The 26,450-nt window shown below is 67.8% G+C and carries 22 protein-coding genes, 1 tRNA gene and 1 pseudogene; 16 read left to right on the top strand and 8 right to left on the bottom strand.

Going from position 1 to position 26,450, the window contains the following annotated elements:
* Positions 1 to 49 precede the first annotated feature (49 nt).
* From CLV01_RS09950 to CLV01_RS09920, 7 genes and pseudogenes are all read left to right on the top strand, one after another.
* Complete coding sequence (locus tag CLV01_RS09950) at positions 50 to 727, top strand: GntR family transcriptional regulator (protein WP_012204034.1); 678 nt, start codon at positions 50 to 52, stop codon at positions 725 to 727.
* Positions 724 to 1,678, top strand: a pseudogene (gene puuE, locus CLV01_RS09945) (allantoinase PuuE). Before CLV01_RS09950 ends, puuE begins: the two are co-directional and overlap by 4 nt.
* Positions 1,679 to 1,684: 6 nt before the next feature.
* On the top strand, positions 1,685 to 3,460 hold the full coding sequence (gene uraD / locus CLV01_RS09940; protein ID WP_099734406.1) for a 2-oxo-4-hydroxy-4-carboxy-5-ureidoimidazoline decarboxylase: 1,776 nt from the start codon (positions 1,685 to 1,687) through the stop codon (positions 3,458 to 3,460).
* Positions 3,457 to 4,749, top strand: a complete 1,293-nt coding sequence (locus CLV01_RS09935; RefSeq protein WP_012204031.1) for a M20 family metallopeptidase — start codon at positions 3,457 to 3,459, stop codon at positions 4,747 to 4,749. The genes uraD and CLV01_RS09935 overlap by 4 nt, the downstream gene beginning before the upstream one ends.
* 382 nt (positions 4,750 to 5,131) lie before the next feature.
* Positions 5,132 to 6,619, top strand: coding sequence for a nucleobase:cation symporter-2 family protein (locus CLV01_RS09930; RefSeq protein WP_013803717.1), 1,488 nt, complete (start codon positions 5,132 to 5,134; stop codon positions 6,617 to 6,619).
* Positions 6,620 to 6,804: 185 nt separating this feature from the next.
* The gene (locus CLV01_RS09925; protein WP_012204029.1) at positions 6,805 to 9,102 is read left to right on the top strand and encodes an NADP-dependent malic enzyme; all 2,298 of its coding nucleotides are present in this window, start codon (positions 6,805 to 6,807) and stop codon (positions 9,100 to 9,102) included.
* Positions 9,103 to 9,203: 101 nt separating this feature from the next.
* Positions 9,204 to 9,291: transfer RNA gene (locus tag CLV01_RS09920), tRNA-Ser, on the top strand.
* A gap of 128 nt (positions 9,292 to 9,419) precedes the next feature.
* Here CLV01_RS09920 and CLV01_RS09915 read toward each other — a convergent pair.
* The 5 genes from CLV01_RS09915 to CLV01_RS09895 all read right to left on the bottom strand — a co-directional run bounded on the left by CLV01_RS09915 (position 9,420) and on the right by CLV01_RS09895 (position 15,314).
* On the bottom strand, positions 9,420 to 10,385 hold the full coding sequence (locus tag CLV01_RS09915; protein WP_099734407.1) for a VOC family protein: 966 nt from the start codon (positions 10,383 to 10,385) through the stop codon (positions 9,420 to 9,422).
* 76 nt (positions 10,386 to 10,461) lie between these two features.
* Positions 10,462 to 11,298, bottom strand: a complete 837-nt coding sequence (locus CLV01_RS09910) for a fumarylacetoacetate hydrolase family protein (protein WP_043823948.1) — start codon at positions 11,296 to 11,298, stop codon at positions 10,462 to 10,464.
* Positions 11,299 to 11,388: 90 nt separating this feature from the next.
* A complete protein-coding gene (locus CLV01_RS09905; RefSeq protein WP_099734408.1) occupies positions 11,389 to 12,513 on the bottom strand; it encodes a porin in 1,125 nt (374 codons plus the stop codon).
* A 145-nt stretch (positions 12,514 to 12,658) separates the two neighbouring features.
* Positions 12,659 to 14,329 carry an FAD-dependent monooxygenase gene (locus tag CLV01_RS09900; RefSeq protein WP_099734409.1) on the bottom strand — a complete coding sequence of 557 codons (1,671 nt, stop codon included), beginning with the start codon at positions 14,327 to 14,329 and terminating at the stop codon, positions 12,659 to 12,661.
* A 16-nt stretch (positions 14,330 to 14,345) separates the two neighbouring features.
* A complete protein-coding gene (locus CLV01_RS09895; RefSeq protein ID WP_099734410.1) occupies positions 14,346 to 15,314 on the bottom strand; it encodes a Bug family tripartite tricarboxylate transporter substrate binding protein in 969 nt (322 codons plus the stop codon).
* 227 nt (positions 15,315 to 15,541) lie between these two features.
* Here CLV01_RS09895 and CLV01_RS09890 point away from each other — a divergent pair, with 227 nt between their 5' ends.
* The 3 genes from CLV01_RS09890 to CLV01_RS29495 all read left to right on the top strand — a co-directional run bounded on the left by CLV01_RS09890 (position 15,542) and on the right by CLV01_RS29495 (position 18,182).
* Positions 15,542 to 16,459 (top strand): LysR substrate-binding domain-containing protein, encoded by a 918-nt coding sequence (locus tag CLV01_RS09890; protein ID WP_016449796.1) that lies wholly within the window; start codon positions 15,542 to 15,544, stop codon positions 16,457 to 16,459.
* 251 nt (positions 16,460 to 16,710) lie between these two features.
* Positions 16,711 to 17,589: a glycosyltransferase family 39 protein gene (locus CLV01_RS29500; RefSeq protein WP_257221254.1), complete on the top strand. Its 879-nt coding sequence runs from the start codon at positions 16,711 to 16,713 to the stop codon at positions 17,587 to 17,589.
* A complete protein-coding gene (locus CLV01_RS29495) occupies positions 17,535 to 18,182 on the top strand; it encodes a hypothetical protein (protein WP_257221253.1) in 648 nt (215 codons plus the stop codon). The genes CLV01_RS29500 and CLV01_RS29495 overlap by 55 nt, the downstream gene beginning before the upstream one ends.
* Positions 18,183 to 18,206: 24 nt before the next feature.
* On the opposite strand, the gene CLV01_RS09880 is transcribed toward CLV01_RS29495, so the two are convergent.
* The gene (locus CLV01_RS09880; RefSeq protein ID WP_099734412.1) at positions 18,207 to 18,734 is read right to left on the bottom strand and encodes a hypothetical protein; all 528 of its coding nucleotides are present in this window, start codon (positions 18,732 to 18,734) and stop codon (positions 18,207 to 18,209) included.
* A 21-nt stretch (positions 18,735 to 18,755) separates the two neighbouring features.
* Positions 18,756 to 19,100, bottom strand: coding sequence for a hypothetical protein (locus CLV01_RS09875; protein WP_099734413.1), 345 nt, complete (start codon positions 19,098 to 19,100; stop codon positions 18,756 to 18,758).
* 158 nt (positions 19,101 to 19,258) lie between these two features.
* Between CLV01_RS09875 and CLV01_RS09870 the strand changes: the two genes are divergently transcribed.
* Positions 19,259 to 19,807 (top strand): hypothetical protein, encoded by a 549-nt coding sequence (locus CLV01_RS09870; protein WP_099734414.1) that lies wholly within the window; start codon positions 19,259 to 19,261, stop codon positions 19,805 to 19,807.
* A gap of 31 nt (positions 19,808 to 19,838) precedes the next feature.
* Here the strand turns inward: CLV01_RS09870 and CLV01_RS09865 are convergent, their stop codons facing one another.
* The gene (locus tag CLV01_RS09865) at positions 19,839 to 20,498 is read right to left on the bottom strand and encodes a TetR/AcrR family transcriptional regulator (protein WP_013803729.1); all 660 of its coding nucleotides are present in this window, start codon (positions 20,496 to 20,498) and stop codon (positions 19,839 to 19,841) included.
* A gap of 60 nt (positions 20,499 to 20,558) precedes the next feature.
* On the opposite strand from CLV01_RS09865, the gene CLV01_RS09860 reads away from it, so the two are divergent.
* The 5 genes from CLV01_RS09860 (at position 20,559) to CLV01_RS09840 (ending at position 26,450) form a co-directional block, all read left to right on the top strand.
* A complete protein-coding gene (locus tag CLV01_RS09860; protein ID WP_099735192.1) occupies positions 20,559 to 21,767 on the top strand; it encodes an arabinose transporter in 1,209 nt (402 codons plus the stop codon).
* On the top strand, positions 21,760 to 22,533 hold the full coding sequence (locus CLV01_RS09855; RefSeq protein ID WP_065346758.1) for a siderophore-interacting protein: 774 nt from the start codon (positions 21,760 to 21,762) through the stop codon (positions 22,531 to 22,533). Before CLV01_RS09860 ends, CLV01_RS09855 begins: the two co-directional genes overlap by 8 nt.
* Before the next feature lie 132 nt (positions 22,534 to 22,665).
* A complete protein-coding gene (locus tag CLV01_RS09850) occupies positions 22,666 to 24,099 on the top strand; it encodes an amidase (RefSeq protein WP_099734415.1) in 1,434 nt (477 codons plus the stop codon).
* A 1-nt stretch (position 24,100) separates the two neighbouring features.
* Positions 24,101 to 24,976: a polysaccharide deacetylase family protein gene (locus CLV01_RS09845; RefSeq protein WP_013803733.1), complete on the top strand. Its 876-nt coding sequence runs from the start codon at positions 24,101 to 24,103 to the stop codon at positions 24,974 to 24,976.
* Positions 24,977 to 25,004: 28 nt separating this feature from the next.
* Complete coding sequence (locus tag CLV01_RS09840; RefSeq protein ID WP_043823934.1) at positions 25,005 to 26,450, top strand: MFS transporter; 1,446 nt, start codon at positions 25,005 to 25,007, stop codon at positions 26,448 to 26,450.

Here is a 26,450-nt window from a genome sequence, read left to right as displayed (position 1 = left end):
TAGACAGAAACTGTATACAACTCTTGTGACCAGCCGCTATGATGGCTGAATGGAGACTTCCACCACCAGTTTCATTGTCGAGAGCCTGACCCGGGCCATCGTCGAACACCGTCTTCTGCCCGGCACCAAGCTGGCCGAGCAGAAATTGGCAGACCATTTCGGCGTCTCGCGCACCCTGGTGCGCCAGGCGCTGTTCCAGCTGTCGCAAAACCGCCTGATCCGGCTCGAACCCGCGCGCGGGGCCTTCGTGGCCACGCCCTCGGTGGACGAGGCGCGCCAGGTCTTCGCCGTGCGCCGCATGCTCGAAGCCGAGATGGTGCGCGCCTTCATCGCCCAGAGCACGCCGGCCAAGATCCGCGCGCTGCGGCAGCACGTGGCGGCCGAGAAAAAGGCCATGGACGGCAACGACGTCGGCCAGCGTACCGAGCTGCTGGGCGACTTCCACGTGCGCATGGCCGAGCTCATGGGCAACGAGGTGCTGGCCCAGCTGCTGGGCGAGCTGATCTCGCGCTGCGCGCTGATCACGCTGATGTACCAGTCCAGCACGGCTGCCGAGCATTCCCATGACGAGCATGCCGAAATCGTCACGGCCCTGGCCGGCGGCGACGCCGACCACGCCGTGCAGCTCATGCAGCAGCACCTGGACCACGTGGAAGCCGGCCTGACCTTCGACCGCGACATGCCGACCAGCGATCTTTCGATGGCCCTTTCCTCCGTATCCGCATGACCTACGACGCCACTGCCCCCTATCCCCGCGACCTGATCGGCTACGGTCGCACGCCCCCCACGCCCGCTGGCCAGGCCAGGCCCGCGTGGCCGTGCAGTTCGTCCTCAACTATGAAGAGGGCGGAGAGAACTGTGTGCTGCACGGCGACGCCGCCAGCGAGCAGTTCCTGTCCGAAATGTTCAACCCGGCCGCCTACCCCGAGCGCCACATGAGCATGGAAGGCATCTATGAATACGGCTCGCGCGCAGGCGTCTGGCGCATCCTGCGCGAGTTCGAGAAGCGCGGCCTGCCGCTGACCGTGTTCGGCGTGGCCACGGCCCTGCAAAAGCACCGCGAGCTGGCCCAGGCCTTCGACGAGCTGGGCCATGAAGTGGCCTGCCACGGCCTCAAGTGGATCCACTACCAGGGCGTTCCCGCCGAGGTGGAGCGCGAGCACATGCAGCAGTGCATGGAGATCTTCGGCGAGCTGTACGGCCACGATGGCGACCACGGCCTGGGCTGGTACACGGGCCGCGACAGCCCCAACACCCACCGCCTGGTGGCCGACGACGGCCGCTTCGCCTACGACAGCGACTACTACGGCGACGACCTGCCCTTCTGGATGAAGGTCGGCAAGAGCGACGGCAGCACCCGCAGCCAGCTCATCGTGCCCTACACGCTGGACTGCAACGACATGCGCTTCGCCCTGCCCCAGGGCTACTCGCACGCCGACCCGTTCTTCCAATACCTGAAGGACACGTTCGACGCCCTTTACGCCGAGGGCGATCCGGCCGGCGATGACTCCCCAAGATGATGAGCATTGGCATGCACTGCCGCCTGCTGGGCCGCCCCGGCCGCATCACGGCACTGCAGCGCTTTCTGGACCACATTCAGCGGCACGACAAGGTCTGGGTCTGCCGCCGCATCGACCTCGCGCGCCACTGGGCGCACCACCATCCCGACAAGGAATAACGCAGCATGGCTCTGACGCTGGAACAACTCAACGCCGCCGACCTGGCCACCGCCGCCAGTCTGCTCGACGGCCTCTACGAACACTCGCCCTGGATTGCCGAGGCCGCGCTGGCCCAGCGCCCCTTCCGCTCGCTGGCACAGATCAAGTACGCCATGGCCCAGGTGCTGGACAAGGCGCCGGTGCAAGCCAAGCTCGACCTGATCCGCGCCCACCCGGAGCTGGCCGGCAAGGCCATGGAGACCAACACGCTCACGGCCGAATCCACCAACGAGCAGAACAAGGCCGGCCTGACCCGCTGCACGCCCGAGGAGCTGGAGCACATCCGCAAGCTCAACGCCGAGTACGGCAAGCGCTTCGGCTTTCCCTTCATCCTGGCCGTGCGCGGTCCGCGCGGCGCGGGCCTGGCCAAGGCCGAGATCATCGAGACCTTCGAGCGCCGCCTGCACAACCACCCCGACTTCGAGCTGGGCGAGGCGCTGCGCAACATCCACCGCATTGCCGAGATCCGCCTGAACGACAAGTTCGGCTATACGCCCGAGCTGGGCAACGATGTCTGGGACTGGCAGGAAAAGCTGGCCCAGCACAGCGACCCCGGCTATGCCGAAAAGGGCCAGCTCACCGTCACCTACCTGACCGATGCCCACCGCGCCTGTGCCCAGCGCATCAGCCACTGGATGCGCGACTGCGGCTTCGACGAGGTCGAGATCGACGCCGTGGGCAACGTCGTGGGCCGCTACAAGGCGGCCACCGAGGACGCCAAGACCCTGCTGACCGGCAGCCACTACGACACCGTGCGCAACGGCGGCAAGTACGACGGCCGCCTGGGCATCTTCGTGCCCATGGCCTGCGTGCGCGAGCTGCACCGCCAGGGCAAGCGCCTGCCGTTCCACATCGAGGTCGTGGGTTTTGCGGAAGAGGAAGGCCAGCGCTACAAGGCCACCTTCCTGGGCTCGGGCGCGCTGATCGGCGACTTCAAGCAGGAATGGCTGGAGCAAAAGGACGCCGACGGCATCACCCTGCGCGAGGCCATGCAGCATGCCGGCCTGTGCATTGACGACATCCCCAAGCTGCAGCGCGATCCGGCCCGCTACCTGGGCTTCATCGAAGTGCACATCGAACAGGGCCCGGTGCTCAACGAGCTGGACATCCCGCTGGGCATCGTCACCTCCATCAACGGCAGCGCGCGCTACATCTGCGAGATGATCGGCATGGCCAGCCACGCCGGCACCACGCCCATGGACCGCCGCCGCGATGCCGCCTGCGGCGTGGCCGAGCTGGCGCTGTACATCGAAAAGCGCGCCGCGCGCGACGGCACCTCGGTGGCCACCATGGGCCAGCTCAATGTGCCCAGCGGCTCGGTGAACGTGGTTCCCGGCCGCTGCCAGTTCAGCCTGGACCTGCGCGCGCCCACCAACGAGCAGCGCGACGCCATGGTGGCCGACATCCTGGCCGAGATCGAGGCCATCGCCCAGCGCCGTGGCCTGCGCTACAGCACCGAGCTGGCCATGAAGGCCGCCGCCGCCCCCAGCGCCCCCGAATGGCAGCAGCGCTGGGAAGCCGCCGTGGACGCCCTGGGCGTGCCCCTGTACCGCATGCCCAGCGGCGCCGGCCACGACGCCATGAAGCTGCACGAAATCATGCCCCAGGCCATGCTGTTCGTGCGCGGCCTGAACGCCGGCATCAGCCACAACCCGCTGGAAAGCTCCACCGCCGACGACATGCAACTGTCCGTCGATGCCTTCTCCCACGTACTGAACCAGCTGGCCCAAGAGCAGCAATGACCGACATGAACCAAGACAAGCAAGCCACCTACGCCGCCCTGGACGCCTGGATCGACCAGCATTTCGATGAAGAGGTGCAATTCCTGCAGGCCCTGGTCCAGGTTCCGACCGACACCCCGCCCGGCAACAACGCACCCCACGCCGAGCGCACGGCCGAGCTGCTCAAGACCCTGGGCTACGAGGCCGAGAAGCACACCGTGCCCGAGGCCGACGTCAAGGCCTACGGCATGGAGTCCATCACCAACCTGATCGTGCGCCGCCCCTACGGCAGCGCAGGTGACGCCGGCGGCGGCCTGACCATTGCGCTGAATGCCCACGGCGACGTGGTGCCGCCCGGTGAAGGCTGGACCCAGGACCCCTATGGCGCCGCCATCGAGGACGGCAAGCTCTACGGCCGCGCCGCCGCCGTGAGCAAGAGCGACTTCGCCACCTTCACCTACGCCGTGCGTGCGCTCGAAGCCGTGGCCCGGCCCTCCAAGGGCGCGGTGGAACTGCACTTCACCTATGACGAGGAATTCGGCGGCATCCTGGGCCCCGGCTGGCTGCTGGCCAACAACCTCACCCAACCCGACCTCATGGTCGCGGCCGGCTTCAGCTACGAAGTCGTCACCGCCCACAACGGCTGCCTGCAGATGGAAGTGACCGTGCAGGGCAAGATGGCCCACGCCGCCGTGCCCCACACGGGCGTGGACGCGCTGCAGGCCGCCGTGGTGCTGATGAATGCGCTGTACGCCGAGAACACCAAGTACCAGCAGGTGACCTCCAAGGTGCCGGGCATCAAGCACCCCTACCTGAACATCGGCCGCATCGAAGGCGGCACCAACACCAACGTGGTGCCCGGCAAGGTCGTGCTCAAGATCGACCGCCGCATGATCCCCGAGGAGAACCCGGCCGAGGTCGAGGCCAGCATCCGCGCCGTCATCGCCCAGGCCATTGCCGACTTCAACGCCAAGGGCGGCTACACGGGCGAGGATGCCGTGCGCGTGGACATCAAGCGCCTGCTGCTGGCCAATGCCATGACGCCGCTGGCGGGCAACAAGCCCCTGGTGGACGCCATCCAGGCCCATGGCGAAGCCGTGTTCGGCGAAAAGCCCCCGGCCGTGGGCACGCCGCTGTACACCGACGTGCGCCTGTACGTGGAGCGCGGCATTCCCGGCGTGATCTACGGCGCCGGCCCGCGCACCGTGCTGGAGTCCCATGCCAAGCGCGCCGACGAGCGCCTGGTGCTGGAGGACCTGCGCCGCGCCACCAAGGTCATTGCGCGCATGCTGTGCGACCTGACGGCCTGACCATCTGACGGCCCGCATCAAGGCCTGACACCCAAGCCCGGCGCCGCCGGGCTTTTTTGCGCCCAGGCACCGCATCGGGGCACATGCACCGCCGCAGCCCATGCCGTGCGCCCGAACCACGCCCAAGCCGCGCGGTAGCTGCCGCCAGGCACCAGCACGGTGCCTGGCGCTTGCCAGGCGGCTGGCATCCATCTTGCAATGCACCATGGCACTCCCGCCCTGGCAGGCGATGCGCACCAAAACGGGTTGGCGCGACTGCCGCAACAGGGTTTACCGGGAGCAGAAATTTCCCATGATCTGTATACACTTTTTGTATGGATGTTGGCGCCGAACCCTGCCACGCCGGCGTCCGTTCCCATAAATCCCGAGGAGACAAATCCCCATGCAATCTTCCGTTCATCCCGTCGATGAGATGCTGCCCGCAGGCAAGCTCACGGCGCTGGGCCTGCAGCACGTTCTCGTGATGTATGCGGGCGCCGTGGCCGTGCCCCTGATCGTCGGCCGCGCACTCAACCTGCCGCCCGAGCAGGTGGCCCACCTGATCTCGGCCGACCTGTTTTGCTGCGGCCTGATCACGCTGATCCAGGCCATGGGCGCCACCCAGTGGTTCGGCATCAAGCTGCCCGTGATGATGGGCGTGACCTTCGCCAGCGTGGCGCCCATGGTGTCCATGGCGCAGAGCACGGGCGGCTCGGCGGGGGCGGGGCTGATCTTCGGCTCGGTGATCGGGGCGGGGATCGTGTCCATCCTCATCGCCCCGCTGATCAGCCGCATGCTGCGCTTTTTCCCGCCCGTGGTGACCGGCACCATCATTGCCGTCATCGGCATCAGCCTGATGCGCGTGGGCGTGAACTGGATCTTCGGCAACCCCGTCGGCCCCACCGCTCCCAGCGTGCCCAACCCCGAGCACCTGAAATGGCTGGCCGACGCCCAGGCCACGGCCGGCGCGCCGGGCTCCTCGCTGCCGCCCGTGCCCAAGGGCTTCGCGGTCGTGCCCACCATTCCCAACCCCAAGTACGGCGACCTGACCGGCGTGGGCATCTCGGCCATCGTGCTGCTGTCCATCCTGCTGATCGCGCGCTTTGCCAAGGGCTTCCTGGCCAACGTCTCGGTGCTCATGGGCATCCTGATCGGCGGCGTGCTGTCCGTGGCCATGGGCCTGATGGACTTCAGCAAGGTCGCCAAGGCCGAATGGTTCACGATGGTGCTGCCCTTCGAGATCGCCACGCCGGTGTTCGACCCCATCCTCATCCTCACCATGAGCCTGGTGATGGTGGTGGTGATGATCGAGTCCACCGGCATGTTCCTGGCCCTGGGCGACATGACCGATCGCAAGATCAGCCAGGACGAGCTGACGCGCGGCCTGCGCACCGACGGCCTGGGCACGCTGATCGGCGGCATCTTCAACACCTTCCCCTACACCAGCTTCTCGCAGAACGTGGGCCTGGTCGCCGTCACCGGCGTCAAGAGCCGCTGGGTCTGCGTGGCCGGCGGCGTGATCCTGATCGTGCTGGGCGTGCTGCCCAAGATGGGCGCCCTGGTCGAGTCCCTGCCCACCGTGGTGCTGGGCGGCGCGGGCCTGGTGATGTTCGGCATGGTGGCCTCCACCGGCATCCGCATCCTGAGCAACGTGGATTTCCAGACCAATCGCAACAACGCCATGATCGTCGCCGTGTCCATCGGCGTGGGCATGATTCCGCTGGTGGCGCCGAATTTCCGCCAATGGATGCCCCACGGCATTCATCCGTTGATCGAATCCGGTATCCTGCTGGCCTCGATTACCGCGGTGGCATTGAACATTTTCTTCAACGGAGCCAGCAGCGATACCTCTGCTGCCGTCCGGGCCGCACGCCAGGCAGACGCCCACTGATGAAACAGTGCCCGCCCTGGCGGGCACGCCCAACAATCGCCCGGCCTACCCGCCGGGCTGTGTGCCCCCTGCCGTCCATAGGCGCCAGGGGGCTTGTTGTCGAAATCCCTGAGGCAAAACTGTCCTGACCCTCATAGGCTGTAGCTATCCGGTAAGCTCCGAGAGCATTTGCAGAGAATTCCTGTATGACCCAAAACCTGTCCAACGCCGAACAAGCCCTGCGCGACGCAGCCCGCGAATACCATCGCAGCCCCAACAAGGGCAAGATCTCCGTCACGCCCACCAAGCCCTTGTCCAACCAGCGCGACCTGTCGCTGGCCTATTCGCCCGGCGTGGCCTACCCCTGCCTGGACATCCAGGCCGACCCCTCGCTGGCCGCCGAATACACGGCGCGCGGCAACCTGGTCGGCGTCATCACCAACGGCACGGCCGTGCTGGGCCTGGGTGACATCGGCCCGCTGGCCGGCAAGCCAGTGATGGAAGGCAAGGGCTGCCTGTTCAAGAAGTTCGCCGGCGTCGACGTGTTCGACATCGAACTGGCCGAGCGCGATCCGGACAAGCTGATCGAGATCATCGCCTCGCTCGAACCCACGCTGGGCGGCATCAACCTTGAGGACATCAAGGCGCCCGAGTGCTTCTACATCGAGCAGGAGCTGTCCAAGCGCATGAACATCCCCGTGTTCCATGACGACCAGCACGGCACGGCCATCATCTCCAGCGCCGCCCTGCTCAACGGGCTGGAGTTGGTGGACAAGCAGATCGGCAACGTCAAGATCGCCGTCTCCGGCGCCGGCGCCGCTGCCATCGCCTGCGTGAACGTGATGGTGGGCCTGGGCGTCAAGCGCGAAAACGTCTTCATGTGCGACTCCAAGGGCGTGATCTACGAAGGCCGCCCCGGTGGCCTGGACGCCTCCAAGGCCCAGTACGCGCAAAAGACGGACGCCCGCACCCTGGCCGATGCCGTCAAGGACGCCGACGTCTTCCTGGGCTGCTCGGCTCCCGGCGTGCTCACTGCCGACATGGTCAAGACCATGGCCGACAAGCCCATCATCCTGGCCCTGGCCAACCCCGAACCCGAGATCCGCCCCGAGCTGGCCAAGGCCGTGCGCCCGGACTGCATCATGGCCACGGGCCGCTCGGACTACCCCAACCAGGTCAACAACGTCCTGTGCTTCCCCTACATCTTCCGTGGCGCGCTGGACTGCGGCGCCACCAAGATCACCGAAGCCATGAAGCTGGCCTGCGTGCGCGAAATCGCCGCACTGGCCAAGCAGGACGTCAGCGATGAAGTCGCCGCCGCCTACCAGGGCAAGGAGCTGAAGTTCGGCCCCGACTACCTGATCCCCACGCCCTTCGACACCCGCCTGATCCTGCGCATCGCGCCGGCCGTGGCCAAGGCTGCCGAAGAGTCCGGCGTCGCCACCCGCCCCATCGCCGACTACGACGCCTACCGCGAGAGCCTGACCCGCTTCGTCTACCAGACCAGCATGTTCATGCGTCCGGTGTTCGCCGCTGCCAAGGCCAACCAGCAGCGCGTGGCCTACGCCGAAGGCGAAGACGAGCGCGTGCTGCGCGCCGCCCAGGTCGCCGTCGATGACGGCCTGGCCAAGCCCATCCTGATCGGCCGCCCCGCCGTGATCGAGGCCCGCATCGCCAAGGCCGGCCTGCGCCTGGTGCTGGGCAAGGACGTGGAGATCTGCAACCCCGAGGACGATCCGCGCTTCCGCCAGTACTGGGAAACCTACCACCGCCTGATGGGCCGCAACGGCGTCACGCCCGAGACCGCCAAGGCCGCCGTGCGCCGCTCCAACACGCTGATCGCCGCGCTCATGGTCCACCTGGGCGATGCCGACGCCATGCTCTGCGGCCTCGTCGGCAAGTTCGACAGCCACCTGGCCCATGTGCGCGACGTGCTCGGCCTCAAGCAAGGCGCTGGCGAATTCGCCACCGTCAACGCCGTGATGCTGGACAGCGGCACGCTGTTCATCGCCGACACCTACATCAACGAGGCGCCCAACGCCACCGAGCTGGCCGACATCGCCCGCCTGGCGGCCGAGGAAGTGGCCCGCTTCGGCCTGCCGCCCAAGGTGGCCTTCCTGTCGCACAGCAACTACGGTTCGTCCAGCCGCCCCTCGGCGCTGAAGATGCGCGCCGCGCGCGACCTGTTCGCCGCCGCCAACCCCGACGTGGAATGCGATGGCGAAATGCACGGCGACTCCGCCCTGTCCGAAGCCATCCGCGACCGCGCCCTGCTCGAGTCCTCGCTGCACGGCGAGGCCAACGTGCTCATCTGCCCCAACCTCGACGCCGCGAACATCCTGTTCAACGTGCTCAAGACCACGGGCGGCCACGGCACGACCATCGGCCCCATCCTGCTGGGCGGCGCTGCCGCAGCCCACGTGCTGACCCCCTCCGCCACCGTGCGCCGCGTGGTCAACATGACGGCCCTGGCCGCAGCCCAGGCCATCGCTGCCCGCGGCTGATCCGCGCCGCACCCAAAAAAGGCGCCCCTTCACAGGGGCGCCTTTTTTACGCCCCCTGCCCCGGCAGGAGCGGCCTAAGCCCGGCTAGAATACGCAGCTTCGGAGGTTTGGGTGAGTGGTTTAAACCAGCAGTCTTGAAAACTGCCGACGGGCAACCGTCCGTGAGTTCGAATCTCACAGCCTCCGCCAGATAGCCATATAAATCAATAGGTTACGAGGCACAAAAGAGCAATACCCACAAAAGTGCCCACATAAAAAAGCGCCCCGATGCCGCAAGGCAGCGGGGCGTTCCTGCGTCTGGGGCATTGACGGGCACCTCAGCGTGGCGGCTCGTGGTTGGTGACGAAGTCGGCGGGCACGTCCGGCCCCCAGACGTAGAGCGAATCCTCGGGAGGATGGTCGGCCGCAGGCCACACCGCGCCCGCCTCGACAAAGTCGATGTCGCAGGAGTACTCGGCGAAGCTGCCCCACGGATCGCGCACATAGCGAAAGAAGTTGGAGCCCAGCACATGCCTGCCCACGCCCCAGCCCTGCGTATAGCCCGCCTCAGCCATCTGCCGGGCGCCGATGCCCACGGCATCGACAGAAGGCACGCACCAGCTGCTGTGGTGCAGGCCGGGTCCATGCGATGCGGCCAGTGCCAGCAGGTGATGGTCGCTGCCGTGCGGGCTGTGCAGGAAGGCGATGACCGAGCCCGAGCGGTCCGAGAGCCTGAGTCCCAGCACATCGGTGTAGAACGCCAGCGCGGCATCCACGTCGGCGCAGAACAAAAGCACATGCGACAGGTGCAGCGGCCGGATCTGCGGCATGAGGCTGCGAGCCGGCGCGCGGCCGGCATTGCAGCAGGCCGGCGGCAGCTCGTGCGGTGCGGGCGCCGACGGAGAGCTCTTGGCGGCTGCACGCAGCTGGATGGGCACCCCGTCGGGGCTGGCGATCCAGATACCGTCGGTCTGCGCACCGGCCGGCGCAGGAATGCGTGCGATCCCCGCGCCGTCGATCCGGCGCGAGAAGGCATCGAGATCGGCCGCATGGATGCCCAGGCTCAGCCACTGCAGCCGCTTGTGCGTTGCGGCCTCCAGCACCCGCGCCCAGCGGTGGGGATGCCTGTAGGTGTGCAGCGCCAGCGCGCCGTCGATGTCGCGCACCTCGAGCCCGAAACTGGCGTAGAAATGCCGCGCCGCTTCGAGATCGGGCACGCTGAAGACGAACTCATCGATCGAATGCACGGCCGGCTGCCCGGCCGTGCCGGATGCCGTTCCAGATGGCGTGGGAAGGCCGCTCATGGTGTCCCCTCCTTTGCATGTTCACTGTGCGAAGACCGGCGGGCAGCGCCACGCGGCCGGTGGGCGGGCGAGGCCATCACCGCACCCGCTGGAGCTGCCGCCCAAGAACCCCGCCGTCCAGCGTCATGACATCGCCGGACTTCAGGAAGCGGGGCGGCTTCATGCCCAGGCCGACACCTGCAGGCGTGCCGGTGATGACAAGGTCGCCGGGCAGCAGCGTCATGAACTGGCTCAGATAGGACACGAGACAGGCCACCGGAAAAATCATGTCTGCCGTGCTGCTGCGCTGCATGACCTCGCCGTTGACGGACAGCGTCAGTTCGATGGCCTGAGGGTCGGGCAGCTCGTCGGCCGTGACCAGCCACGGCCCGACCGGGCCGAAGCCATCGAAGCTCTTGCCCTTGCCCCATTGGCCGTTGCGCTTGATCTGCCAGTCACGCTCGGAGATGTCGTTGGCCAGCAGGTAGCCGGCCACATGCGCGAGCGCGCCTTCCACGGGGATGCGGCTTGCGCGCGTGCCGATCACAAAGCCCAGTTCGATCTCCCAGTCGGTGGCAACCGACGCTTCGGGCAGGCGCACCTCGTCGTCCGGCCCGGCCAGCGATGAAAGCGCCTTGTGAAAGACCACGGGCTCCTTCGGAATGTCGAGACCCGACTCCTCGGCATGCCGCCGGTAGTTGAGCCCGATGGCAACGAACTGGCGCGTGCCGGCGACAGGGGCGCCCAGGCGGCTGCCTTGCGCCACCAGCGGCAACCGCTGCAGATCGACGGCGGCCAGAGCGGCCAGCCTGCCGGGCGCCATCCACTCGGGCGTGAAATCGGGCACCAGGTCCGACAGGTCGCGCGCCTGGCCTTGGGAATCGATGGCGCCGGGCTTCTCGCAGCCGCTGGCGCCGTGGCGTATCAGTTTCATGGTCTGTCTCCTGGAACGGGAAGTGGGAAGTGGAAAGTGGGAAGGAAATGGATCGGGACGCGGACGCGGGCCCTGCATGCGGGTTGAGCCTCAGAAGCTATGCCGCACGCCGGCAGCGAAGCCGTTCTGCGAACGCCCGGGGGCGGGCGCGGCGCCTGGCGCCGCATTGCTGACCGACAGCGCAAGTGCTCCCTCGTTGGACAGATGCCCTGCGGTCGCATACAGCGTGGTGCGCTTGGACAGCGAGTACTGGGCCCGCAGGGCAAAGAGCCGCGCCCCGTCGTCGCTTCGCCTGAAACGCAGATCCAAAGCCTGCGCGTCGAGGGTCAGGGCCGGTGTGGCGGCGAAACTGGCGCCCAGGTACCAGAGATCGCTGCGTGGCGCGTCGGGACGGCCGTCGTTGTGGCGGGCAATGACCCCGGCGCCGAGCTTCCATGCTCCCCAGCGCACCCATCCCGCGGCGGTGGAGCGACGGTCCTTGCGCGCGCTGCTGGTCAGGCCTGCGAAGGCGCCGGGGCCTCCACGGATTTCATCGACGGCCAGCGCGATGCCCCAGGCCTTGGCCTCGTACTTGAGCATTGCCGACCATTGCCGGCAGGCGCTGGAGTCGCCCGGCTGCTCGCCGGGGCAGTTGGTTCCCGCGGGACCGGGGCCCGCATTGACGGCATCACGCCCCAGGCTGTAGGTCGCGCCGACGGTGAAGCCGCCAAGGCCGGCGCGCCACGCAAGCGCGTTGTCCGCGCGCGCATTGGGCAGGTAGCTGTCCAGCGATGCCGCACCGTAGGCATTCGGGCCGAGGATGTCCGCATCGAGCTGGGACCAGTACAGCATGGTGTACTGGCGCCCCAGTGTGAGGCTGCCCCAGTCGCCGGACAGGCCGACGAAGGCCTGGCGCCCCCAGGCGCGCCCGCCCTGGTTCAGCACGCCCGCGTCGAGCGCCAGGCCCTGCTCCATCGTGAACAGGGCACGCAGGCCGCCGCCCAGGTCCTCCGAGCCGCGCAGGCCGATGCGCGACGGCACGCTGCCGGTGAGGCCCGGCATGCGGTTCAGCGAAGCGCCTCCCTGGCCCACATCGGTCAGGTGCTCGACGGATGCATCGAGCAGGCCATAGAGCGTGACGCCCTGGGCCAGGGCGGGTGCCGAGGGCACGACAGCGGCACCGGCCAGGCATAGCGCGGATAGCGCGGCGCGAACAGGAAAGGAGGGGTGTGGCATGTTGTCTCCTGAAAGTGATGGATGTCGGCAAGGACGGCGAAGGCTCAGACCCAGGCGCAGGCCGGCGTCCCCCGGCCGGACTGGCCAGGGTCACGAAAGCGCAAGGCCGGACGGCCCGGGGAGCAGGCGGCCGGATGGGCCGGGGCTAGCCAGGCTCCACCGGCGGGGTGCGATGGCCCAGCGCCAGCGCCATGACCTCGGTCGGCTGCGCCGCACCGTCGCCGCGCCAGGCGATGTGGTGGTCCGGGCGGATCAGGACGCGGTCGGCGCCATACAGCGCACGCGTCTGCCCGTCTTCGCTCCTCACCACATCCAGCCGGATGCCGTATTGCGCAGCAGCCTGCCTCCAGGGTTCCAGCCCGTCCGGGCCGTCCGGGCTGAATGCGAGCAGTGTGAAATCGCGTCCGAAGTCATCGAGCAGGGACCGGTCCGGCCCCGTTGCCACATGCGGAGCGCGCGTGCCGGGATAGCCGCCAGGCAGGTAGCGGTTGGGCTCGTCCGGCGGGGGCTCGGCCAGCTCCCGGGCGACGACGGGGCTGTCGGCATAGCGCAGGCCCAGTTGCAGCCCCGGGATGTTGAACTCGCGTGCCACATGCTCCGAAAGTGCCTGCCCGAGCGCATGGCGGGCGCCGTCGCCCTCGGGCCCCTCCTGCTCCACTGCGGCCGTGACCGGCAGGCATCCGATGCTGTCGGCCATGCTGCGTGCAAAACTGGTGTTGCGCTGGGCGATCGGCCGCCGCTCGGCCTCATAGCTGTCCAGCAGCGCCGGGCCGGCCGCCCCCTGGACGGCCGCCGCCAGCTTCCAGCCCAGGTTCACGACGTCGTCCACGCTGGTGTTGTAGCCCATGCCGCCCGTGGGCGTGAACAGGTGCGCCGCATCGCCGGCGATGAACATCCTGCCGTGCCGCAGGCGCTCGGCCACCAGGGCATAGCCCGCGTTCCAGGGGGTCAGCGCGATCAGCTCGTGCGCAAAAGGCCGGCCGACGACGGCCTGCAGCACCTGCTGCGGATGGAAATCGGCAGGCTGGGTGCCTTGGGGCAGCTGCACGATCAGCACGAACCGGTCCACACCGTCGATGGCGCACAGCAGGCCGCGCTGCCCGGGACCGACGGCCCAGTACTGCCAGGCCCTGGGCTTGCCGATCAGCCCATACAGACCGGGAGCGCGGAAGTAGATGGACATCATCTGGCCGCCCAGGAAATCGCGCCGCTCGTGGCCATGGCCTGCGTAGACGACGCCCATGGCCTGGCGGACCAGGCTGCGCGGCCCGTCGCAGCCGACCACATAGGCGGCCTGCAGCAACTCGGTACGGCCCGTGTCCGGCTCGCGGCATTCGATCTGCACTGCGCAACCGGTCTCCTGCACCGCCTCGGCCCTCAGGCCAAAACGCAGCACGGCGCTGGCATGGCGTTCGGCCTGCGCCCTGAGCACGGGCTCGATGAACATCTGCTGCGCCCGATGCGGCAGCTCGGGCGTCGGCCAGGCCTGTTCCCCGTAGTCGCCATAGGCCGTGCCCGAGGCGGCCTCCTCGGCCGAGGGAATGCGAAAGCGCGCCAGCTCGGGCCCCGTGAGCCGCGTGCAATAGACGACGTCCTGGGGGTGCGAGGGCGGCAACCCCAGCCTGCGCACCTGGTCGGCAAAGCCCCGGCGGCGGTAATGCTCCATGGTCCGGGACGAGGTGGCATTGGCCTTGGGCAGCGTCGGCGGCCCGCTGCGCTCCTCGATCAGCACGCACGGTATGCCCCTGCAGCCCAGCTCGATGGCCAGCATCAGCCCTGCGGGCCCTCCTCCGATGATCGCGACTTCGGTCTTCATGGCGTCTCCCCGGGGCTCAATCGACGGTCACCTTGACGCGGCGCAGCACTTCGGCATAGCGCTCGCGGTCGGCCTGCATGAGGTCGGCGACCTGCCTTGCGGGGCCGATGCTGGTGAAGAAGCCGAAACCGGCCAGGCGATCCCTGACGTCAGGCGCGGACAGGGCCCGGTTCACCGCCTCGTTGATGCGCTCGGCGACGGCCGGCGGCGTGCCCTTGGGCGCCATGAGCGCAACCCAGGTCAGCGCATCGATGCCGGCCGGGCCACCGGCCTCCTGCACGGTCGGCACATCGGGCAGCGCCGGGGAACGCTGGCTGTCCGCCACGGCAAGAAAGCGCAGCTTGCCAGCCTGCTGCAGGGGGCCGGACGTCGCAATGCTGCCGTAAGCCCAGTCCACCTCGCCCGTCGACACGGAGGCGTACAGCTGCGAAGTCTCCTTGTAGGGGACATGCATCATTTCGACACCCATGGCGGTCGCGGCCCGGGCCGCGCCCAGATGCAGCGGCCCGCCCACCGCATTGGAGCCATAGGTCATGCCGGGCTTGCGCCGCGCCGCCGCCATCAGTTCGGCCAGGCTGTGGAAGGGGCTTTGCGCGCCGACCACCACGAAGAAGGCGGTCTTGTAGAGCAGCGCCACCGGCGTCAGCTCGCTTTGCGGGTCATAGGCCAGCTTGCGCAAGACCAGCGGATTGATGGACAAGTGGCCTACGTCCACCACCACCAGGTCGTTGCCCGTGGGCGGCGCGTTCTTCATCGCGTTGATGGCCACCACGCCGGCCCCACCCGGCCGGGGATCGACGACGACCGGCTGCCTCCATTGCGCCGAGAGCTTGTCGGCGACCAGCCGGGCCACCACGTCGGGGCCGCTGCCCGCGGGAAAGGCGCTGGTGATGCGCACCGTGCCGCCGACGGCCGTCTGCGCGGCGACGGAGCCCGCCGCCAGGGTTGCCAGCGCACAGGCGCCGGCCCATTTCCTCATGCTCATGCTGCTTGTCTCCTATGGGGTCGCCGGGCTGTGCCGACGTTATGGAGGGCATGCTAGGTCTGGCAGGCCGACTGCGGCAGAGGGCAGAAACGCCTCAGCGATGCATGGCTGTTATCACTGGAGCGTTCCGCGGCGGCTCAGGCGCGGCGGAGCCCGCGTGCACGGCCCCTGCGGGAAATCCCCTGGCCTTGGCGTGCTCGGAAACGGGCATAAACACGCTCCGACCGATGCCCAAACTTCATCACCTTCGCAATTTCGTCGCCGTTGCCCGGGCACGCAGCCTGCGCAGCGCCGCCCGCAGCCTGGGCCTGACCCAGCCGGCACTGACGCGCAGCGTGCGCGAGCTGGAAGCCGAGCTCGGCGTGGCGCTGTTCCAGCGCCATGCGCGCGGGGTATCGCTGACCGTGGCGGGCGAGCGATTCCTGCTGCGCGCGCAGGCCGCGCTCGAGGAGCTGCGTCGCGGCAGCGAGGAGGCCGCCCAGGCGCGCGGCGAAATGCAGGGCCATGTCGCCGTCGCTCTGTCCAGCGCGCCCGTGCTGTCGCTGCTGGCCCGCGCCTATGCCCAGTTCCGGCGCGACTGGCCGGATGTGCACCTGCGTTTCGTCGAAGGCCTGTTTCCGGCCGTCGAGCCGGCGCTGCGCGACGGTCGGCTGGACTTCTATCTGGGCCCCCGGCCCGAGAGGCAATTGAGCGCCAGCTACCAGGTGGCCCTGGTTCACCGCAACGAGCGTGTCGTGCTGGCCCGCCGCGGCCATCCGCTGCGCACCGCCGGCAGCCTGCAGGCGCTGCTGGAGGCCGACTGGATCGTCACCGGCCTGCGCGAGCGCCGCGAGGAAGAGTTCGAGGAGCAGTTCTCCGCGCTCGGCCTGCGCAGCCCGCGCGTGGTGACGGTCGCCGAATCGTTGATGGCCCTGCTGGCGCTGCTGGCCAGCAGCGACGCCCTCGCCTTCTTGCCGCGCCAGTGGGCCGATACGCCCCTCTTCAACGGTGTACTGGAGCCCATTGCCGTGCGCGAGAGCCTGATGGCGCCCGACATCGTGCAGGTCACGCGTGCTGCGCTGCCTCTGACGCCCGCCGCGGAACGCCTGTCGATGCTGCTGCTGCGCGCGGCAGTCCACGACTTCGGCGAGCCGGCCGGCGCCTGAGCCGCAGTCGCCGTCTCCACAGTATCTTCATACAATCTTTACATTGTATTGACCAGGCAGACATATTCTGCCGGACTCATAGCGCCTCGCGTAAGCCAAGAGTCCGTAGCCAACGCTGAAGCTCCCGTTCGACCGCCTTCCTGGGAATTTCCCCTGTGCCAGCGCACTTGTCATCGCCGCTGGCATTTCCTATGACCCATCCCGTCCCCTCACAAGCAGCGAGCGCGATCACGCGAAGCGCTCCGCTGGCCATGCCCGCACCGTCGCTTTCCCTGGACATCAAGGTCCTCATCGGCCTCTTTCTCTTTTCGGTGGTCTGGCTGCTGCAGATCGACAGCTCCAGCCTCACGGCACCCAAGGACAACCTCGAACAACTGACCTGGGTGCGCAGCCTGGAGTGGGGCTACTACAAGCACCCGCCCCTGCCGACCTGGCTGCTTTCGGTGCCGGTCCATTTGTTCGGCCTGTCTGCGCGCACCAGCTACGCCACCGGCGCGCTTTTCACGCTGGCGGGCCTGTTCCTTTTCTGGAAGCTGCTGAATGACTTGCGCGGCAGCCGCTACGCCACGCTGGCCCTGTTGGCGGCCATGTGCATCACCTACTACAACGAGCGGATGCACTTCTTCAACCATGAAGTCGTGCTGATGCCCTTCTTCGCGGCCAGCGCCCTGCTGGTGTGGCGTGCGGTGGGCAGCAGGCAGCTGCGCTGGTGGGCCGCCCTGGGCTGCTGCCTGGGGCTGGGCGCACTGGCCAAGTACCAGATGATCCTGGCCGCTGTGGCGGTATTCCTGTTCTGGCTGGCGTCAGGCGCCTGGCGCGAGCGGGTCCACATGATCGGCCTGGTGCTGGCGGCAGCCATCTCGCTGGCCATCATCTCGCCGCACCTGTACTGGCTTTTCCTGAACGACTTCGGCCCCATCCGCTATGCCACCGAATCCTCGCTGGGCGCCAGCCTGGGCGGTGGTGCAAGACTGCTCAATACGCTGCACTGGCTGGCCGACCAGCTGCTCAACCGTGCATTGCTCGCCTGGGTGCTGCTGGGATTGGTGATGGCCCTGCACCGCCGCAGCCCCTTGTGCCGCAGGACACACCGCAGCGTCCCGGGACAGCCGATGCATCGCGCGCGCTGATCCTGTGCTTTGGCCTCACGCCCATCGTGCTGACCTGCGCCATCGGCATCTTTGCGGGCTCGTCGCTGCAGCTGCACTGGGGCACGCCCTTTCTGCTGCTGGCCGTTCCCGTCGCCATGGAGCTGGCCGGTGCCAGGCTGCACGCGTCGCACATATCGATCACCACCGCCATCAAGTGCTTCGTGGCACTTCAACTGGCCTTGCTGCTCGTGGCCCAGATGACCTCGGCGCGCAGTGAACTGCGGCTTAACAGCCGGCACTGGAGAAACTTCGATTCAAAGGCCTTGAGCCAGGCGCTTGCCGAGCCCGCGCGCGAAGCGCTGGGCGGCGATATCCGCGTGATCGCAGGCCCCACGGCCGAGGCCAAGGCCCTGGCCCTGAAGCTGCGCGAAAAGCCCCTGGTGCTGATCGATGGCCGCATGGACATCAGCCCCTGGATTTCCCAGCACATGGTGGATGCCTGCGGCGTGCTGCACCTGCAGCTGGCGGCATCGCAGCCGCCCGGCCATCAGCCGGTGGGCGAAGGATTTCCCTCCCTTTTCTGGCGTGTCACCCCGCCGGAGGAAGATGCGGGCAGCTGCGTCCCAAGCTGAACAGGGTGATGGCCGGGCCGGGCACTAGCGAACCAGCACGTGCCGCACATCGATGGCAAAGCCGCTCAAACCCTTGCCCGGGGTTTCGCCGTCTTCGACGTCCACATCGAACAACTGCCAGTGCGCTTGCCTGCCTTGCGGCAAAGGCAGACAGGAGATCTGCGGCCCCATGTCGATCATGGCTGCGATGTCATTGACAGCATGCACCTGTGCCGCTCGCACCAGGGGCATCAGCAAGTCGTCGGCAATGCCCAACGCGCGCAGGCGGCCCAGCGCCTGCTGCGCATCGCTGAGCAACGGGCCTTCGTTGACGTTCAGATCTCCTTGGTGCAACTGCTCCAGCCAGCGGCTGTCGCCAGCGGCCGCCACCTCGCTGCACAACCCGTGAACCAGTGCCGCCATTGCCACGGTGGGCTCTCCGCGGCTTTCGCTCAGAGCCCATAGCACGGGCTCGGCCAAACCCAGGGATTCGTAGTACGGAAAAAGCGCGTGCAGCTCGGGATGCTGTTCGAGCAGGTATTCGCTGTAAGTCTTCTTGGGCTTCTTGGACATGGGCGCGCTATGTGTTTCAAATCAAGGCTTGTCAATTTTCTGCTGTCCTGGCTGAATCACGGTCACATATCCAATGACCATTCCACCGATCAAGGCCATGGGCCAACCCAAAAGAAACACCACCACATAGGCCATGGATGCACCGCCGCCTGCATAGGGCGCGCATTCTTGTGCATTGGCCCACAGACTGAAAATCAGCACCGTTGCCGCAGAAACCAGGCAAGGCCAGGAACTGGGCCAGGCCAGCATGCCCAGCGGCACCAGCATCACGAGTGCATTGGCAAGCCAGAAACGGGTCAGACTTGCATGGCACCAGATCTGTGTGAACAGGGATTGAATGGGAAAGCTGGCAAGCAGGGCCAGCATGCCAAGCCGTCTGACCGCGTAATGGCGACGCAAAAATCCAGGCCTCATGTCACATTGCCTTGCTCGAGAAATGATGGGCAGAAAGAATACGCTGCCTGCGGGCCGCGCCTGTCGGCATTGCGTGATTGCACCCATTGTTGAGAACCACCACCGTGCCCATGAAATCCCCTTGCGAAGAACTCATCGACATGCTGGGCCAGCCCTATGACGCCGGCAAAGTGGCCCGACTGCTTGGCCCATTGGGTGTCAAGCGAATGCCCAGGCCGTCGAGCCATTTTGACGACGACATCATCTGGTCCGCCAAGTCCTCGCTGCGCATCGATGTCTATCGTCCCCGGGCACTTTCCAGGCGGACGGGGAGAGACTGGGAGGATGGCGATGTCTGGCTCATTGGCTCCGTGCATTTTCTTGCGCCGGGGGCAGACAGCAGAATCCGGGCCGTATTTGCGGGCAGCCTGCCTTCGGGGCTGAGCATGCGATCCGCACCTGAAGCGCTGGTGGCGGTTTTTGGGCCGCCGCAAATGGATGATGGGATCGAGCGACCGGGACATGGCGGACGTCTGCTGGCCTGGCGCAAGCCGCAGGTCAACATCGTGGCCAAGTATGAGGACGCGGGCGAAGCTGGCTCCATCACCAGCTTTGTGGTGTGCCTCATCGGCTGCATAGGCGCATGGCGCCACGGCGATCCGGAGGTCTTCGCGCCCTGAGGACCTGGCGGCCAAATCGCGCCTTGCATCCTCAACCCAGGGCAGGCGCTCGCAGATACCCCATCAGCACCTGCACGATGCCATCCTCCAGGGCCTGGGGGGTGAACATGGCCGGCGGATCGATGACGGCGGCATGCACCAGGGACTCCATGGTCTGCAGCAGCATCCAGGTGGCCAGGTCCAGATCGCGGTGGGCGAGCTGACTGCGGTGCAGCTCCAGGAGCTGGCGCACCTGGCGGAAGATGCCGCCGTCCGCCGCGCTTTGCTCGCGCGGCGCGTCGAAGAAGGGGAACTCCTTTTCCAGCACCCGGTGCAGATCGGGCTCGACCCGGTGCGCCGCCAGCAGCGCGCGGACCATGGCCTGCACATGGCCTTGCAGGCCCTGCGGCCGCTCTGCCGCAAGCACGGCGGCAATGGCCGCGTACATCTGCGCCGCGTGGCGCTCGTGCAAGGCCGTGATCAGCGAGTCCTTGTTGGGAAAGTACTGGTAGAGCGAACCCACGCTCACACCTGCGCGCTCGGCCACCAGATTGGTGTTGGTGGCGGCGTAGCCTCGTTCTGCAAGAACGCGAGCCGCAGCCTCCAGAATGGCCTCGACCGTGGCAAGGGAACGCGCCTGCCGTGGCTGCTTGCGGGGCTGGGGCGGCTGCCGCTGCGCCGCCTGCGAATGCGAGTTTTCAATGCGAGCCATGGCTCATATTCTCCTGGACATGTGATCTGAGTTTTTACTCGTATTTGAAAGGGAATGCACATGTCTTCCGGAATTTCGCCATCCGCGGCCGCGTCGCCGCCGGTGAACGCATTCGCGCGGCTGCTGCCGCTGACGCTGGCGGTCTTCGTCAGCTTTCTCTGCCTGGGCATGCCCATGCCCGTGCTGCCCCTGCACCTGAGCCAGACCCTGGGACTGGGCACGCTGGGCGTGGGCACGGTGATGGGCTGCCAGTTCGCGGCGGCCCTGCTGTCGCGGGCCTGGGCCGGCTCTCTGGCCGACACGCGCGGCGCCAGGCGTGCCGTGGTGCTGGGTATGTTGCTGGCCGCCGCTTCGGGCGTGGCCTACCTGATGTCCCGCGCCTTCGAGGGCGGACAGGCCGCAGTCTGGGTGCTGGCCGCCGGCCGCGTGATGCTGGGCTGCGCCGAGAGCCTGATCATCACCGGCGCCCTGAGCTGGGGCATGGCAATGATCGGCCCGCAACATGCCGGCAAGGTGATGGCATGGGTGGGCATTGCCATGTACGGCGCCTATGCGGCGGGCGCGCCGGCCGGCGTGGCAGTGCAGGCCGTCTGGGGCTTCTCGGGCATTGCCGTGGCCACCATCGTGCTGCCGCTGGCCGCCCTGGCCATGGTCTGGGGCCTGCGCGCCACGCCGGCTGCGGCCCAGCGCCGCACGCCGTTCTACAAGGTGCTGGGCACGGTGTGGCTGCCCGGCCTGGGGCTGGCCCTGTCCAGCGCGGGCTTTGGCGTGATCACCACTTTTGCGGCGCTGCTGTTCGCGTCGCGCGGGTGGGGCGCGGCCTCGCTGGCCTTCACGGCCTTCGGTCTGGCCTTCATCGGGGCGCGTTTGTTCTTCGGCCATCTGCCTGACAAGCTGGGCGGCGTGCGGGTGGCGCTGGCCAGCATTCCGCTGGAGGCGGCGGGCCTGCTGCTGATCTGGGGCGGCGGCGATGCGGCCTGGGCCTATGCGGGAGCCGCACTCACCGGCTTCGGCTATTCGCTGGCCTTCCCGGCCTTCGGCGTGGAGGCAGTCCGCCGTGCGCCACCCCAGGCGCGCGGTGCGGCCATGGGCGCCTATGTGGCCTTCTTCGACCTGTCCATGGGATTGACGGCTCCCGCCGCCGGGCTGCTGGCCAGTGTCACGGGCGTCGGAGACGTGTATTTCGCCGCCGCCGTGAGCGTGGCCCTGTCCATTGCCGTGGCCCTGCTGCTGCGCGTGAACGCAGCCCGGAGAGCCTCCCATGGCTGAGCCGCTTCACACCCCCGCCGGCACGCAGCGCGCCCTGGGCACCGTGGTGAACGTGCAGTCCATCACCCCGCGCATGCGCCGCATCACGCTGGGCGGCGAGCAGATTGCCGCCTTCTCCCGAGCGCCCGCAGCGGATGCGCCCGCCGCCTGGGTCAAGCTGTTCCTGCCGTCCGGCGAAGGCCGGGCCTATACGCTGCGCAGCGTGGACCGCCAGGCCGGCACGCTGGACATTGACCTGGTGCTGCATGGCGATGCATTCAATGCCAAGCATGAGAACAACACCTCCGCTGGCGGCGACGGCCCCGCCTCCCGCTGGGCCGCCCAGGCCCGCGTGGGCGAGCAGGTGGCCATTGCCGGCCCGCGCAGTGGCGGCTTCGCTCCACCGGCCGACACCGATTGGATGATGCTGGCAGGCGATGCCTCGGCCCTGCCGGCCATGCAGTCCATCGCCGCGAGTCTGCCGGGCTCCGCCCGGGTCAAGGCCTATGTGGAAATCGTCGACGACGGCGAATGCCAACCCATGGACAGCGCCGCCAACTGGCGCACCGAGTGGATCACCGCTGCGCCAGGCCAGCCCGGACAGAGGCTGTGCCAGCGGCTCATGTACCGGCCGCTGCCGCTGGGTACCGGCTATCTGTGGATGGCCGGCGAGTCCGGCGCCATGCGCACGTTGAAGATGCACTTCCTGGACCGTGGCATCGCCCGCACCCAGCTGAGCACCAAGGGCTACTGGAAATCCGGCGAGGCGGACCACAAGGATCGCTAGAGCCGCTAGGGCTGCGCACGCAGCTTTCTCCCCCCATCAACAGCGCCACATCCCCCGGGTAACCACCCGGACGCGGGATGCAGGCGCTCACTAGAATCAAAAAATGAACTTTGACATCAACATTCAAATTCAATGAAAACCAATGGCTGCCAGACGGCGCCTCCCTCGGCCTCCGAACTGCATGCGGCCTATGCAGCCGGCACGCTGACGCCCATGCAAGCCACCGAGCACTGCCTGCGGGTGGCCTGCGCAAGCCAGTCCGTGTTCACGCGCATCACGGCGGACCGCGCGCTCGAGGAGGCCCGGCAATCCACGGAGCGCTGGCGCGCGGGCCGGCCGCTGGGGCCGCTGGACGGCGTCCCCATCAGCTGGAAGGACTTGTTCGACGTGCGCGGCACGCCGACCACGGCGGCCTCGGCCCTGCTGCAGTCGGCCGCGCCAGCCCGGGCCGACGCCACCGTGGTGGCGCGTGCCGCAGCGGCCGGCATGGTCTGCCTGGGCAAGACCAATCTCAGTGAGTTCGCCTACTCGGGCCTGGGGCTCAATCCCTGCTTCGGCACGCCGGTGTTTGCACATGAGGGAGGCCACGACCGGGCGCCCGGGGGCTCGTCCAGCGGCGCTGCGCTGGCCGTGGCCCTGGGGTGCGGGCCGCTGGCCATGGGCACGGACACGGCGGGGTCCGTGCGCATTCCCGCCGCCTTCAACGGGCTGGTGGGCTATCGCGCCAGCAGGGGACGCTATTGCCTGCAGGGCGTGTTTGCGCTGGCGCCGTCCCTGGACACGCTGGGGCCGCTGGCCCTGAGCGTGGCCGACTGCATGGCGCTGGACCGCGTGCTGCGCGGGCTGACCGACGACGGCCATGCCAACGCATCCCCCGCCGCGGACCTGCGCAATCAGGTGTTCTGCACGGACCTCAGCCTGCTGGATGACGACCGCGTGCAAGCTCCCGTGCGCAACAACCTCCTGTCCTCCCTGGCCTTGCTGGAGACCCAGGGTGCCCGCGTGGAGCGCCGCACGCTGCGCAGCCTGCGCGCCGTACGGACGCTGACCCGGCGCCATGGCTGGCTGGGCGCCCATGAAGCCTTTGCCACCCACCGCGCACGCCTGGACGATGCCGATCAGGCCGCACGCATGGACCCGCGCGTGCGCCAGCGCCTGGAGGCGGCCAGGCATCTGAGTCCTGACAGCTACCGGACATTGATCGCCCAGCGCGCACCACTGATGGCCTTGTTCGCACAGGAGCTGGGCGATGCTACCCTGGTGCTGCCCACCACGGGCCACAGCGCCCCCCTGCTGCTGCCGCTGCTGGACGACGACAGGCTGTTTGCCGAAACCAACCTCGCCACGCTGCGGCTGACCATGCCCGGCAGCTACCTGGACACGCCGGCCGTGGCCCTGCCCAGCGGCGTGCAGCGCATTCCCGGCCTGGACGGCAGGCCTGCGTTTCTGCCCACGGGCCTGCAGCTCATGCGCCCCCGGGGCGATGACGACCAGCTGCTGCGCATTGCGCTGAGCGTCGAACAGGTTCTTTCCCCCTCCACCGTTCCCATTGATAGGAGTGCATGACATGAGCAAGGAAATCCAGATCACGTTTGGCGTGGACGTCGATGCCGTCGGCGGCTGGCTCGGTTCGTATGGCGGGGAAGACTCGCCCGACGACATCTCGCGCGGCATGTTCGCGGGCGAGGTCGGTTCGCTGCGGCTGCTCAAGCTGTTCCACAAATACGGCCTGAAGACGACCTGGTTCATTCCGGGCCACTCCGCCGAGACCTTTCCCGAGCAGATGAAGGCCGTGGTGGACGCGGGCCACGAAATCGGCATCCACGGCTACAGCCATGAGAACCCGATTGCCATGACGCCCGAGCAGGAAGAGGCCGTGCTGGACCGCAGCATCGAAGTCATCACGCGGCTGGCCGGCCGCGCGCCCACGGGCTACGTCGCTCCGTGGTGGGAATTCAGCCCGGTCACCAACGAGCTGCTGCTCAAGAAAGGCATCAAGTACGACCACAGCCTGATGCACAACGACTTCCACCCGTACTACGTGCGCGTGGGCGACCAGTGGACCCGCATCGACTACAGCAAGCATCCGGACACCTGGATGAAGCCCCTTGTGCGCGGCAAGGAGACACGGCTGGTCGAGATCCCCGCCAACTGGTATCTGGACGACCTGCCGCCCATGATGTTCATCAAGAAGTCGCCCAACAGCCACGGCTTCGTCAACCCGCGCGACATAGAGCAGATGTGGCGCGACCAGTTCGACTGGGTCTACCGCGAGCACGACTACGCGGTCTTCCCCATCACCATCCACCCCGATGTCTCCGGCCGCCCCCAGGTGCTGCTGATGCTGGAGCGCCTGATCGAGCATTTCCAGTCGCATGAGGGCGTGCGCTTCATGACGTGCGACCAGATCGCCGACGACTTCCTGCGCCGCCAGCCGCGTTGATGCCGCATCCCACCTCAGCGAGGACACCATGAATACCTCCGCCATTGCCTCCGACGCCCCAGGCGCCGGCCATCCGGCCCCGGCCGGCATCGATGCCCCCTGGACCGCGCCCACCGTGACGCGCAGGCAGGTCAGCTACGCCACCTGGGTCTGCTTTTTCGCCTGGGTCTTTGCCGTCTACGACTTCATCCTCTTCGGCACCCTGCTGCCGCAACTGGGCGAGCACTTCCAGTGGAGCGCCGAGCAGCAGGCGCGGCTGAACACCTGGGTGACGCTGGGCACGGTGATCGTGGCCTTCGGCATCGGCCCCATTGCGGACCGGTTGGGGCGGCGCAAGGGCATCATCATCGCCGTGGCAGGCGCCGCGCTGTGCTCGGGCCTGACGGCGCTGGCCGGCTGGGTGATCGGGCTGTCGGCGGGCCTGGGCTTCGTGCTGCTGATCGTGGTGCGCTCGCTGGCGGGCCTGGGCTATGCCGAGCAAAGCATCAACGCCACCTACCTGAGCGAGCTGTTCTCCCTGGTCTACACGGACCCGGCCTCGCTGCGGCGGCGTGGCTTCATCTACTCGCTGGTGCAGGGCGGCTGGCCCGTTGGCGCCGTGCTCACGGCCGTGCTGGTGGCCCTGCTGTATCCGCTGGGAGAGCGCTGGTTCGGCCAGGGCGGCGGCTGGGCGCTGTCCTTCGTGTTCGCCATGTTCCCGGCCCTGGTGATCGCCGTGCTGGGCCGACGGCTGGTGGAAACGCCCCAGTTCCTGACCGCGCGGCGCGTGGCCGATCTGCGCCGCGCCGGGCGCGAGGCAGAGGCCATGCGCCTGGCGCAGGAGCATGGCGCCAGCCCACAGCAGGAGCAGCACACCGGCCTGTCGGCCATGTTCCGCGGTGCCTCGCTGCGGCCCACGCTGTCGCTGGCCCTGGGCTTTTTCCTGAACTGGTTCGCCATCGTGATCTTCGCGGTGCTGGGCACCTCGGTGCTGGGCGGCGCGGGCGGCACGCCGGGCAAGGGCGTGGATTTCTCCAGCGCGCTGCAGGTGCTCATCATCTCCAATCTCGCGGGCTTCCTGGGCTATGTCTTCCATGGCTGGCTCGGTGACCGCATAGGCCGGCGCAACGCCGTGGCCATCGGCTGGATGCTGGGTGGCCTGGCCTTCGCGCTCATGCTGAACGCGCCCTCGGGCGACTTCTGGCGCATCGTGCCGCTGTACTCGCTGGGGCTGTTCTTCCTGATCGGCCCCTATGCAGCCGCCCTGTTCCTGATCGGCGAGAGCTTTCCCAGCCACATCCGTGCCACGGCCAGCTCCTTCGTCAACGCCATGGGCCAGGTGGGCGCCATCGCGGCAGGCTTCGGCGTGACCTGGACGCTGTCGCAAGGCTCGGACTGGGTGCAGGCGGCGCTGTACTGGGGCGCCATTCCCTGCGCGGCCTCGGGCCTGCTGATGTTTCTGGCGCCCCATGTCGATCCCGAGACCGTGAAGTGA

The organism is Delftia sp. 60, assembly GCF_002754395.1.
GTDB classification, from domain to species: domain Bacteria; phylum Pseudomonadota; class Gammaproteobacteria; order Burkholderiales; family Burkholderiaceae_C; genus Comamonas; species Comamonas acidovorans.
This window is presented reverse-complemented; position numbering and strand designations above follow the sequence as displayed.